The organism is Jeotgalicoccus aerolatus (assembly GCF_014635205.1).
GTDB classification, from domain to species: Bacteria; Bacillota; Bacilli; order Staphylococcales; family Salinicoccaceae; genus Jeotgalicoccus; species Jeotgalicoccus aerolatus.
The window spans coordinates 191332-204238 of sequence record NZ_BMCN01000002.1 but is presented as its reverse complement, the minus strand read 5'-3'; the positions used below and the strand labels follow the sequence as shown (position 1 = coordinate 204238).

The following is a 12907-nucleotide window of genomic DNA, read 5'->3' as shown; positions in this document are numbered from 1 at the left end:
AGAAGTGTCTAAAATGAGTCAAAAAGAAATCACAAAGAATAATCTTATCGAAGCATTTTGGAGTATATACAAAGTCAAACCCCTGCCAAAAATTACTGTCAAAGAAATCACGGATAAAGCGGGCTATAATCGCGGAACATTTTATACATATTTCAGTGATATCAATGAAATTCAAGCCCTGCTGAAAGAACAGCTTATACCGACTAAAGATATTTTACTTAGCCCGCTCATGCAGCTTGATAAAACGAGCAATAACGTATTTGATACACTCGACCGGACTAATGAATATATTAAAGAACACAGTGAAAAAATCGCTGTGTTAATTGGACCTGAAGGTGACCCTGCATTTGTACACGAATTTAAAATGCGTATTCGTAAAATTATTATGGACTATATACATGAACTGAAAATTAAGGAGCCTGAAAAAATAGAATACTTGATAGAGTATCAGATTTCAGCCTTAATCGGCATGTTCCAATTATGGCTGGAAAAACATGGAGGAATAGATGAAGTTGAACTCAGTGAATTTGCTGAAGACATATCATGTAATGGTGCCACAAGGATGCTGGCAGAAATGCTGAACAACAAAGAATAAAAAAGCCCCCTCTGAAAAAACAGTAAGGGGGCCAGGATGTTTTCATTATTTTCTTCGCCATAACTCATAAGTATGGGAGTATATATTCTTCTCGTCGACAATACCATCTTTTGATTTAACCCGTTCAAATTTGTCATAATCAAAGTTTTCATCAAAATAAGTATCGCCCTCGAAACTGTCGTGAATCACTGTGCGGTATAATTCATCAACTTCATTTTCAAACATCTTAAATAAATCCGCACCGCCGATAACATACAGATCTTCTTTACCGTTTTGTTCCAGTTCAAGTACTTCTTCTTTAGAATGAACAATGACTGCTCCAGGTGACTGATAATCTTTCTGTCTGGTCAGTACGATATTACGTCTGCCGGGAAGCGGGCGATTCGGAATCGTCTCATACGTTTTTCTCCCCGTCACTATATCGCCCTGCATCGTAATTTTTTTAAAGAAAGCTACATCTGCAGGCAGTCTCCAGGGAAGCGAGCTGCCTTTTCCTATGAGCTTGTTTTCATCTTCTGCCCATACATAAGCGATCATATTCATCTCTCCTTTATAACTGTCATACCCTGTCGCACGTCAATTTACTCATGATAACAAGCTATCAAATCAGCCCGCATAACGTATGTCGTTATTTTATATCGCATAGCGTTATACCATGTAGTCAGACAGTAATTCTCTATAAAAGTTATCTTCTCCAATAATAATTACCCGGTCACAAACTTCCTTAATTTCATTCATATCATGTGAAGTATACATAATCAGCATGTTATTATTTCTCGCAAGATTTTTAAGAAATTCACCAATCTCTATTCTCGACTTCAAATCTATCCCGGCAGTCGGTTCATCCAGCAGCAGAAATTCAGGTTCATGAATTAAGCTGATAGCGAGATTAAGTTTCCGCTTCATGCCGCCTGATAATTGACTGACTCTTGTTTTATATCTGTCGAGCTGAATATTATCGAGCAGATGTTTCATTTCTTTAACTGACTTTTTGACCGGCGATAGTTTTTCAAAAAATTTCATGTTCTCTAACACCGTCAAATCTTCCCAAACAGCTATATTCTGAGGCACATATCCGATAATTTTTCTGTGCGCCCTATAATGTTTCTTATACGATTGATCATTTAAAAATACTTCTCCGTCATCCGGCTTAGATAAAGTTGCAAGTATTTTCAGCAGTGTCGATTTCCCCGCACCATTTTCTCCGACCAGGCCGATGATTTCTCCGCGCTCAGCTGTAATATTTAAATTATCAAATACCTTCCGTTTGCCGTAACTCTTAGATAACTCTGTAACCTTAAGCAAGCTTATCCCTCCTGATCCAGATGAACGTTATGATGAGCAGTATTACAATCCATAAAATATTGTGACGGTCTTCTGTGAAATTAACGACAGGATGCAGCATCGTTATAATATCAAGCCCGGTAAATATAATTACTAAGTCAAGCGCCAGCAGGATAACTGTTAATCCAATTGCTGTTTGATACAGCTTCATCTCAGACTTCATTAAATATGCCAAGAAGAAGGCAATGCCATTGACTGCAAGTCTGAACAACAGTAGCGAGAGCAGCGAGGTATCAGCTTGCAGAAAGTTGTTTATTATAACATAGGTAATCATATCGAAAAACAGCATCATCCCTGTCAACGCAGTAAAGGACACTATCATAAAATAGGTGAATGAGTATTTCATATAATAAAATCTGCTGCTGGCTGTACTCATCGTTTCACGTGTAACAAAATCAAATATAAAAATCGTTACAGCAAATGTAAAATATGCCCATACTGTCCAGGGGTTCAAGATACGCTCATCCTTATCTTGCGTATGCTCACCGAGGAAATAAAATATCTGTTCAACGAGATTAGTTTCTGTTTCAATTCTCTTTCTTTCATCAACAATCTTTTCTGATGCCAGTGTCATGCCGCCGTTTAAGTCTTCCTCTAATTTTAATATATTATCAACTGTCGTATGCACACCGATTTGTTCCTGTACGAGTGAAGCAATCAACTCTTTAGATGGTTCATAATAGAGTGAACGGTCTGTGTAATACGATTCCAGCAAGTTTCTACGCTGTCCATTTTTCAGTTTTTCACTAAACCCCTCAGTGAAAATAAAGACGCTGTCAAACTGATACTGTTCGAGCTTCCTGAGTGCATCCTGCTGCCTGATTCCGCTAAACACTTGAACATCTATAAATCGGCTGTCCTTGAACCCCTCGATCATCATTTCTGTTTCTGCACTTTCTTCATGTATAACAAGAGCTGCCGGCACTTTGAAATCATCACTCGTACGATTGACCAGCAGGGTAATAACGATTGCTGCCATCAGCGGCATAATCATCCAGAAAATCATTTTTGGCATATAGCGTTTAATAAGCAGGAACCTTGCATAGAGTACATTTCTCATAAGAACCGACGCTCCTTATACAAGGCTGCTGCTAAAAAGACGACGAACAGTACAGCCAGCGTAATTAACAGAACTTCAGTTTCAATAATGAATCTGCCGTTTAAAAGCAGTTCTTCCATCCAGAATAATGTCTGATAACTGTACATATAATCAAACACCGGGTCGAGATATACTGGGAAATAGATTCTCGGAATAATACTGCCGGCGAATAAAATAACCAGCAGAATAACGAACAGCTGGACGGTCATGCTGATTTTAAAAGAGCGTATCAGCCAGCCGCTAATAATCAACAATATCGACGTTATAATGATGTGAAGTATCATAAGAACTGCCAGCCGTCCTATATTTTCAACAGGCAAATCTGCTGCTGACAGCTTCAATATCACCAGCATCAGCAAGATACTGAACAATGAAACAATAACGCTCGTTGTAATACTCCTTGCGGCACCCTGTACGAAATAAGTACCCCCGGCAAGCTTTATCCGCTCTTTTAACTGATGATCTGTATCCCGCATCAACGCGATATGCAGCATGTAAACCCAGACAGTCATCAGTATAAATAGGCCGTTAACGATAAAATACATCGCTCCAGCACTGATATTTTGTGAAATTTCATGTTCATCCATTAAAGTATCACTCGATAACACCTGGATAAATTGATTGACGAATTCCTGGAAAATCAAAGCCTCCCGTTCCTCATCAGACATACCCAGCGTTTCAGCATAGTGGTTTATCGTTAAAATATTTGCTTGTGAATTTCTAATATGTCTGACGACTGTATCTATCACACCGCTGATGACGTAACTTTCCAGCTGCATATCGGGATTACCCACAACTTCCAGCTGGCTGGATTCTCCCCGCATCATCTTATCCGTAAATTTCTCGGGAAATAATATATATGAGACGAGTGTATTATCGCCGATCATTTCCTCAGCCTCAGCTTGAGTCATTTCATTAATTTCCAGTCCTTCTGCAACTTCAGCTGAATCAGCCAAAGCGGATACAATCATAGACGCCGGTTCGCTGTCATCCAGATTAACCAGACCAATTTCAATGTCCTCCGGCTCATCAGGCATGAAGACACTGCTCATAATCCAAAGCAATAGGCCGATAAAAATAAGCGGAGAAATGAAAATAAGAGGAAGTGTCAGCCACTTCCTCCTCAATCTGCTGATGTCGTTAGCGATGAATACAAATACATGTCTCATTTTTCTCATCGCTGACGCATCCTTTCTTTTTTAATTAAAATCCTGACGGTGCACCGAAGTTTTCCGTCATCCACTCTTCAAATTGCGGACCGACTTCATTATTGAAGTAGTCATTCAGCTCATCCATACTCATTTGACCGATGTCCTTCTCATTATCTGCTGAAGGCACTGCAATCTCATCGACTGTCTGGCTCTCACCCGTAATATTTAAAGCGGCAGTATCTCTCGTAATACTCGTGCCGTCTTCTGCGTAAATGGTCACGTCACTTGTCGCCTGGTCACCGTCATATACTGAAGAGCTTTCCATGAATACCGTCAGCGGAGAACCAAATGCCTGTTCATTAAAGCTGACATCCGCATTCCAAACTTCATTGTCTTCTTCCTCTGATTTTACAGAGTTTAGTACAATGAGATCTTCAGTGTCTGCTCTTAAAGTCAGAACATCTTCATAACCGTTTTCTGTTTCTTTTAAGTCTGCGGTAATACCGATTCCGCCTTCATTACCGTCTTCTGCAGTGACTGTCATGTCGTAATTAATGAGCTGACTGTCTTCCTGCACTTCATTCGTTCCGTCTATTGCGATTTGATCTGTTGCATCATCGACAGTTACTGACATATCAAAGTCCCGCTGAACGATATTATCATTGCCGTCAGTCCAGACGACTGATGTTAAACCATCCGGGAAACCGACATTTTCTACATTTTCTGCGGCTTCTTTTAATGAACTGTTAAACTCAGAAGCGGTTTCTTCAGCAGAAGGGGCTTCTGGATTACCAAAACTTGCAGCCATCATTTGTGTCTCTATTATGCTGGCAATCTCTTCATCCTCCGCCATTTTATTAAATAAATCTCTTAAAAATGTATGGATTTGTTCTTCTGATAAAGTCATTGTCAGTTTATCAGCGTTCACTGTGTTTTCACCTATAGTCACTTCTTCAGTGTCTGATTCAAAAGCATCATCCGGCAAGTTATCTTTAATGAATGAAGAATATTCATCCGTAATATATTCACGCTGTTCTTCGCTTATAGCACTGCTTTCAAAAAACATTGAGTAATCAATTTCTTCACTGCCGTCAAATGCTTCAGGGTTTATAGTATTTAAAAAGGTTGCTGCATCTGCTTCATTCACGACCATATACTCTTCTATGAAAGGTAAGGTCAGTCCTGCTTTGTCTCCCGTGATATAAGCATTAACATCTGAAATAGACAGCTCAGCAATATTCGCATTCAATCCCAGAGTACTGACTTCATTGTTGATATCCTGACCGACTGTTAATTCTATATTAGAATTGTTAATCATCTGATCAATCCCCATTTCCTGAAAAGAGGGGTCATTCGTTTCAGCAGTAATTCCTACAGTAGATTCAATCGCATTTGACTGGGCATGTTCGTACCAATCCATTTCACTTTCAAAACGTTCATCGAACACATCAAATGTATCTTCCACTTCATTCAATTCTGCTAACAGATAACTGTTCTTTGGAGTATTTACCATCGTTTGAAAAAGAATAAATGCACCAATCGCGAGTACCGCAATTACTCCGACAGAGACGCCAAGTATTGTTAAGCCCTTTTTCCCCATAAGTTTATCTCCTTTATAGTGAGTTAATTTACTATATTATTTTATTTAGTTCATATGTTAGCATATATTTTGTCTAAAATGTGACATCCTTAAAAATTTCTAAGCTTAATAGCTATAAAAATAAGCGGCGGTCAAATGACCGTCGCTTTACTTTTTAGGCTGATAGAGTATTGTCTGTACGAAGAATGCTACGAAGCTCAGCAAGAGGGCAACACCGCCGCCGATATACACAATCAGTGTAAATACTTCAGGTAAATTAAACGATATAACATTCGTTAGGAACATGCCGATAACCAGGCCAGTCGTCCCGATGATTGCTGACCAGACATGGAATTTCGATAATGCATTATACTCGACATCAAAAACTTTATAAAATACTGACCATGAAAACAGGCTGAGCCAGCCGACAACAAGTATGTGTGCATGAATCGGTCTTAGTGCATATGATCCTGAACCGGCCATGTGGGCGCCCATTAAAGATCCAATCAAGCCGAAAATACCGGCGAAGACAAGTAATAATTTAACTGGATTTTTCATAATAACTCCCTTTCATTAACTGTTTATTTTTTATTATACAGTCTTTATATGAACGCAATATGAACGCTTAAAACTGATTTTCATTTTTAAAACAGGGTATGATTTATATGACAACAAAATTAGCTAAGGGTGAATGTTATGTCTTATATACGCGTACATGGTGCAAACCAGAATAACTTAAAAAATATCAGTATCGATATTCCTAAACATCAATTAACTGTTTTTACCGGACGTTCAGGTTCCGGCAAGTCGTCGCTCGTGTTCAGCGTGCTGGCAGCCGAGTCCGAGCGCCTTTTAAATGAAACATACTCCAGTTATATACAGCATCAGCTGACCCAATATGAAAAACCGGATGTAGACCGAATTGAAAATCTGCCTGTCGCTATGGTTATTAACCAGAAGAAGCTCGGCGGCAATTCACGTTCTACTGTCGGCACCATTTCTGATATCTACTCATCAGTCCGTCTCTTATGGTCACGCGTTGGCGAGCCTTTCGTCGGTTATTCCAATGTTTTTTCATTTAATAATACCAGCGGCATGTGCGAACGCTGCCAAGGTCTCGGTTACGTCGAAGACATCGATTTGAATGAACTGCTCGATTTTAACAAATCTCTGAACGAAGACGCTATTAAATTCCCGTCATTCAGACCGGACAGCTGGCGCGGTAAACGTTATTTATACAGCGGCTTATTTGATAATGATAAAAAGCTAAAAGATTATACGACAGAAGAAATGGATACTTTTCTTTATACCAAACCGAGAAAAATTAAAAATCCGCCGGATAACTGGCCGAGAACAGCGAAATTCGAAGGCTTAATTCACCGTTTTCGCCGTTCTTTCCTGCTCAATGATAATTTTGAGAAAAAGAGGTTTTTAACAGATGTAGAACGTGTTGTAACGAGCCAAAAATGTCCGGATTGTCACGGCCAGCGTCTAAACGATAAAATACTGAGCTGTAAAATTAACGGTTTAAGTATCTCAGATTTCACTGCCTTATCGATTGATGATGCGATTGATTTCTTAAAAGAATTGAACGATGAGAAAGCGAAGTTTATCGTTAAACCGCTGCTTGAACAGATGGAAGCTCTGTCTTATATCGGATTAAACTACTTAACGCTGAACCGTGAAACACCAACGCTGTCAGGCGGGGAGTCACAGCGGATTAAACTGATCCGTCATTTGAACAGCCCTTTAACAGACCTTGTTTATATTATCGATGAGCCAAGTGTCGGCCTGCATCCGGAAGATATACAAAAGATTAATGAGATTATGCGTTCCATCCGGGATAAGGGCAATACAGTACTGATTGTCGAGCACGACCCGGACGTTATTCATACAGCAGACCATATTGTCGATATCGGACCCGGTGCCGGACAGCACGGTGGTGAAATTATATTTACAGGAACCTATGAAGAATTGATGCAGACCAATACACCGACCAGTCTAGCACTCAACAGAAAACATCAGCTAAAAAACGCACCGAGACAGCCGGAATCATTTATCCACCTAAAAAATATCAGCAGAAATAATTTAAAGAATGTTTCAGCTGATATACCAGAAGGACTCTTAAGCGTGATCACAGGTGTTGCAGGTTCAGGGAAAAGTACGCTGATTAAAACAGGGTTAGAAAAATCTGACTGTTCAATATTTATAGATCAAAAGGGCGTCCAGGCAACAAACCGATCCAACTTATTAACTTATATGGACCTATTTGATGAAGTCCGAAGCTTTTTCAGTAAAGAGACCGGATTGAAAAAAGGTATGTTCAGCTACAACTCAGACGGTGCCTGCCCGGAATGTCATGGTAAAGGCGTGATAAAAACAGAACTTGCCTTTATGGCTGACTTTTCCCAAGTCTGTGAAGTGTGTAACGGCACCCGTTACAAAAAAGAAGTATTAGAAGCAACGGTCAACGGTTATTCTATCGCCGATGTTCTTGCATTAACCGTTGAAGAAGGCGTTGAACTGTTTAAAAATAATGAGAATGTAGTATCGCGTCTAAAAAATTTAGAAGCGACAGGCCTGCATTACATGACTTTAGGACAATCTCTCGATACACTGTCGGGCGGCGAGATTCAGCGTTTGAAACTGAGCCGGTATTTAGATAGTGATGCAAAAGATAAAATATTCATCTTTGATGAACCGACTACCGGCCTTCACGAGGACGATATACCGGCGTTGCTTTCCTGCTTCGAGCAGCTGATTGAACAGCATAATACCGTTATTCTAATCGAACATAATTTAACGATGATGTCGCATGCCGACTGGCTGATTGATGTTGGTCCCGGTCCGGGATTGAAGGGCGGCAAGATTTTATACAGCGGTGAACCTGAAGGGTTACTGTCAGTAAAAGAATCTGTCACTGCTTCCCACTTAAACAGCTATATAAAACACTAACTGCTGTGAGCAAAAACATAGCGTCACAGGTGCTGTTTCGTTATGATTTTAAACTGTATCAGTATTTCAACAATGCTTACTGGAGGATTTTTATCTATGAATGAAAAATATAAAACTTTGTTTGAATCCGTCACTTTAAAAAACGGCGTTCAATTAAAGAATAAGTTTGCACTCGCACCGATGACACATATTTCATCGCACGATGACGGGACAGCATCCGATGCTGAGATTGAATATATGCGCCTCCGTTCTAAAGACGTCGGTCTATCAATTTCTGCAGCATCAAACGTGACTGATCTCGGAAAAGCATTCCCGGGGCAGCCGTCAGTCGTCCACGACTCTGACGTCGAAGGTTTAAAACGCCTGGCTGATGCCATGAAAGAAAACGGTGCTAAGGCAATACTTCAAATTCATCACGGCGGTGCACAGGCGATACCTAGACTGACACCGGGATCTGATTCTGCAGGTCCGAGTCCGATAACTATGCAGAGCTTTGATGAAACAGAACCCCATCAAGTCCGTGAAATTACTGAAGAAGAGATCTTAGAAACAATCAATGCCTTCGGCGAAGCGACGAGAAGAGCTGCTGAAGCAGGGTTTGACGGTGTTGAAATTCATGGTGCAAACCATTACATTATTCATCAGTTCGTTTCGCCTCACTTTAACCAGCGCACAGATCAGTGGGGGCAGGACCGTTATTTATTTGCTGAAGAAGTTGTAAAATCAGTACTGGCAGCTAAAGAAAAACATGCCGGCAATGATTTTATAGTCGGTTACCGTTTTTCTCCGGAAGAACCGCAGACACCCGGTATTGATATGGAAATTACGGAAACACTGATTGGTAAACTAAAAAAATATCCGCTCGATTATCTCCACGTATCACTGGGCGACGTTCACTCTAAAACCCGTGACGGTAAATACGAAGGGATCGAACGTGTAGAACTCCTGCACAAATGGATTGATGGACAAATGCCCTTAATCGGTATCGGCTCTGTCTTCACAGCAGATCAGGCACTGAAAGCAATAGAGGAAGGCAATATGGAAATGATTGCCCTCGGCAGAGTATTGCTGCTTGACTACAACTTCATCAGTAAAATTGAAGACGGTAAAGAAGATGAAATTTTTGAGTACTTTGATCCGGCAAGAGAAGATAAATACGAGCTGCCTGAATTATTATGGAAACAGCTGTATAACGGCGTGTATCCGATGCCGAAGAAAGATTAAGCTAGCAACTAGGCTTGACCTTTGCCTTCAGAAAAACAAAATACAACAACTGTAAACTTATGAATAAAATGAAATATTTATGAACTATCCAACTATTCCGGATAGTTCATTTTTTATATCTACTGTTGAATCTGTATGATATATTAAGTTAGATATTTATCGACCTGGAGGAATTTTTATGGCGCTGTTTGGAACGATTGTCGATACGCTCGCTATTATTATCGGCAGCTTCATCGGTCTTTTTTGGAAAAATATAAATGAAAACATGAAAGTTACTATACTCCAGGCATTATCAATTACCATACTGATTATCGGAATCGATATGGCACTTGAAGCCAACAGCATACTGATTGTCGTTGTGGCCAGTCTTGCAATTGGGTCCATGCTGGGCGAGAAATGGGATATTGAGGATAAAATGAATCACTTCGGAATCTGGCTGGAGACAAAAACCGGCGCCACAGAAGGCGGAGCAGCCGCTGCGTTTGTGACGGCCACTTTAGTCTACGTCGTCGGTGCAGTCAGCGTTATCGGTGCTTTGGACAGCGGTTTAAGAAATGACCATACCGTACTTTTAACGAAAGCTTTAATCGACGGAGTACTCGCAATTTTCCTGACATCAACGATGGGCATCGGTATTATGTTCTCAGCTGTTTCTGTCTTTCTTTTCCAGGGAGCCATTGCCTTATCCGCTTCCCAAATTAACCGCTTCATTCAGCCGGACTTAATGGATGATATTATTATCGCTATTACCGGTACGGGCGGTGTCATGATTATTGCCATCGGCATCAGGCTGCTCGGCATTTTGAACATCCGGGTTGCCAATATGCTGCCTGCCATATTGTTTGCAGTACTGTTTGTTGTTATTCAATATTATTGGGAAACTATTTCATTATTCTTTATACAAATATTCTAGATACAAAAATATCCGTCTGGGGTACTCGAATCAGAGTATGCCAGACGGATTTTTTCTTATAATGATTCTATAAACTTCTCTTCATCTTCACTTTCAGGATTGAAAACAATCTCTTCAGGAATATTATGTTCCATAAATGATACGTACAATTGTTTGGCCACAGATTCATTAAAGTTCTCTTCAAATCCGTATTGAACTTCGATTTCATCGTTCTGATCACTTTGAATTCCTGCCAGCCAGGCAACAATGCCTTCTTCTGTACACAGCGTTAAATATTTAACATTTTCAAGCTGCAGTTCCTCTTCAAAACCTGCAATTGCTTCAGACTCAACATTTTTAATTTCCATCACAATGCTCCTTTCGGCTTTATAATCTGCCGGTGACATTTGTCTTTAAGAAATCCTCTTCCATTTATATTTTATCTGAATTTATAGATAATTCAAAGCCTCAGCTGTATACTGATTCATACAAACTTTAAAAGTGAGGGATATCTATGCGTTTTGAAACGAAAGCAATTCATGCAGGCAGACAGGTCGATCCGGTGACCGGCGCTGTGACGACACCTATTCATTTATCGACAACCTACGAAAGATCTCATGACGGGTCTTATACTGACGGTTTTATGTACAGCAGAGGCGATAATCCAAATCGCCGTTCCCTTGAAGAATGTCTGACAGCGCTTGAGGAAGGGCACGATTGTGTTACTTTTTCTTCCGGCATGGCGGCAATCACATCGATTATCGAAGTGCTTCATGAGGATAAACCTCGAAGAATCGTCCTGCCGGATGATATGTATTTTGGTGTTCTCACTTTACTTAATGAAACGGATATCAGCAAAAAATTTGATATCGTCTCAGCAGACATGACAAATCTTAATGCACTGAAAGATGTTGTCGAAAGTGAACCCACCGGATTGATTTGGATTGAAACCCCGTCAAATCCTCAAATTAAAATTATCGATATCGAAGCTGTTGCTGAAATTGCGAAAGCTAACGGTGCCGTGACTGTTGTGGATAATACGACGGCAACACCTGTCCTGCAAAACCCGCTTACACTGGGAGCTGACTTCGCACTTCATTCAGTAACGAAATACATCGGCGGACACAGCGATTTACTGCTCGGCGCCGTTGTTGCAAAAGAAGAGAGTGAAATGCTTGAGCGGTTAAGAACATGGCAGCATGCAAAAGGTGCTGTACCGTCATCATTTGACTGCTGGCTCGCCCTCCGAGGGGTGCAATCTTTATCGGCAAGAATGTCAGTCCATACTGCCAGTGCGAAAATAGTTGCGGAGTTTTTAAGTCAACACGATAAAGTAGAAGCCGTACATTATCCAGGACTGCCGGACCATCCCGGACACGACATCGCCGCGAAACAAATGAGCGACTTTGGCGGACTCATGTCATTTCAAGTTAAAGGCAGTGATGCAGAGGCCTTGACGGTTGCAAACGCGGTTAACATATTCACCCAGGCTACCAGCCTCGGGGGAACACACAGTTACATCGAACATCGCTCCTCGGTAGAAAAAGAACTGACGAAAGCACCGCAAAACCTGTTGCGCTTATCCATCGGACTCGAGAACGTTCACGATTTAGTAGAAGACTTGGAGCAGGCGCTGGATCAGGTGTAGGGGGATGGGGCGGGTTCTGGTCGGACAATCAGTTCATCTCATTGGCCGACTAGACCCCTTACTCGGACAATCAACTTATCTCATTGGCCGACTAGACCCCTTATTCGGACAATCAACTTGTCTCATTGGCCGACCAGACCCCTTACTCGGACAATCAGCTTATCTCATTGGCCGACTAGAGCCTTTACTCGGACAATCAACTTATCTCATTGGCCGACTAGACCCCTTATTCGGACAATCAACTTGTCTCATTGGCCGACCAGACCCCTTACTCGGACAATCAGCTTATCTCATTGGCCGACTAGACCCTTTACTCTGACAATCAACTTATCTCATTGGCCGACCAGACCCCTTATTCGGACAATCAACTCATCTCATTGGCCGACTAGATCCCTTATTCATCCAATCAACCTAAATATC

Annotated in this window: 12 protein-coding genes; 5 read left to right on the top strand and 7 right to left on the bottom strand. The window is 40.9% G+C overall.

Annotation, left to right across the window (positions count from 1 at the left end; all coding sequences use genetic code 11):
* Positions 1-13: 13 nt before the first annotated feature.
* Entirely contained in the window at positions 14-595 is a 582-nt protein-coding gene (locus IEU81_RS07175; protein ID WP_092596024.1) for a TetR/AcrR family transcriptional regulator, read from the top strand.
* Between the two features lie 45 nt (positions 596-640).
* On the opposite strand, the gene IEU81_RS07170 is transcribed toward IEU81_RS07175, so the two are convergent.
* The 6 genes from IEU81_RS07170 to IEU81_RS07145 all read right to left on the bottom strand — a co-directional run bounded on the left by IEU81_RS07170 (position 641) and on the right by IEU81_RS07145 (position 6326).
* Positions 641-1132 carry a dihydrofolate reductase gene (locus tag IEU81_RS07170; RefSeq protein ID WP_092596027.1) on the bottom strand — a complete coding sequence of 164 codons (492 nt, stop codon included), beginning with the start codon at positions 1130-1132 and terminating at the stop codon, positions 641-643.
* Positions 1133-1243: 111 nt separating this feature from the next.
* A complete protein-coding gene (locus tag IEU81_RS07165; RefSeq protein ID WP_186089541.1) occupies positions 1244-1900 on the bottom strand; it encodes an ABC transporter ATP-binding protein in 657 nt (218 codons plus the stop codon).
* Positions 1893-2999: a hypothetical protein gene (locus IEU81_RS07160; protein ID WP_186089543.1), complete on the bottom strand. Its 1107-nt coding sequence runs from the start codon at positions 2997-2999 to the stop codon at positions 1893-1895. The genes IEU81_RS07165 and IEU81_RS07160 overlap by 8 nt, the downstream gene beginning before the upstream one ends.
* Entirely contained in the window at positions 2996-4216 is a 1221-nt protein-coding gene (locus IEU81_RS07155) for an ABC transporter permease (RefSeq protein ID WP_186089544.1), read from the bottom strand. Before IEU81_RS07155 ends, IEU81_RS07160 begins: the two co-directional genes overlap by 4 nt.
* Before the next feature lie 25 nt (positions 4217-4241).
* Positions 4242-5789 (bottom strand): DUF6583 family protein, encoded by a 1548-nt coding sequence (locus IEU81_RS07150; protein WP_186089546.1) that lies wholly within the window; start codon positions 5787-5789, stop codon positions 4242-4244.
* 147 nt (positions 5790-5936) lie between these two features.
* The gene (locus IEU81_RS07145; protein WP_092596040.1) at positions 5937-6326 is read right to left on the bottom strand and encodes a hypothetical protein; all 390 of its coding nucleotides are present in this window, start codon (positions 6324-6326) and stop codon (positions 5937-5939) included.
* Between the two features lie 138 nt (positions 6327-6464).
* On the opposite strand from IEU81_RS07145, the gene IEU81_RS07140 reads away from it, so the two are divergent.
* The 3 genes from IEU81_RS07140 to IEU81_RS07130 all read left to right on the top strand — a co-directional run bounded on the left by IEU81_RS07140 (position 6465) and on the right by IEU81_RS07130 (position 10860).
* Positions 6465-8723, top strand: coding sequence for an ATP-binding cassette domain-containing protein (locus IEU81_RS07140; RefSeq protein ID WP_186089548.1), 2259 nt, complete (start codon positions 6465-6467; stop codon positions 8721-8723).
* Positions 8724-8819: 96 nt separating this feature from the next.
* Complete coding sequence (locus tag IEU81_RS07135; protein ID WP_186089549.1) at positions 8820-9947, top strand: NADH-dependent flavin oxidoreductase; 1128 nt, start codon at positions 8820-8822, stop codon at positions 9945-9947.
* Between the two features lie 178 nt (positions 9948-10125).
* Entirely contained in the window at positions 10126-10860 is a 735-nt protein-coding gene (locus tag IEU81_RS07130) for a DUF554 domain-containing protein (protein ID WP_186089551.1), read from the top strand.
* Between the two features lie 56 nt (positions 10861-10916).
* On the opposite strand, the gene IEU81_RS07125 is transcribed toward IEU81_RS07130, so the two are convergent.
* Positions 10917-11207, bottom strand: coding sequence for a hypothetical protein (locus IEU81_RS07125; protein ID WP_186089553.1), 291 nt, complete (start codon positions 11205-11207; stop codon positions 10917-10919).
* A 146-nt stretch (positions 11208-11353) separates the two neighbouring features.
* Here IEU81_RS07125 and IEU81_RS07120 point away from each other — a divergent pair, with 146 nt between their 5' ends.
* Positions 11354-12487 (top strand): trans-sulfuration enzyme family protein, encoded by a 1134-nt coding sequence (locus tag IEU81_RS07120; RefSeq protein ID WP_186089554.1) that lies wholly within the window; start codon positions 11354-11356, stop codon positions 12485-12487.
* Positions 12488-12907: the final 420 nt, after the last annotated feature.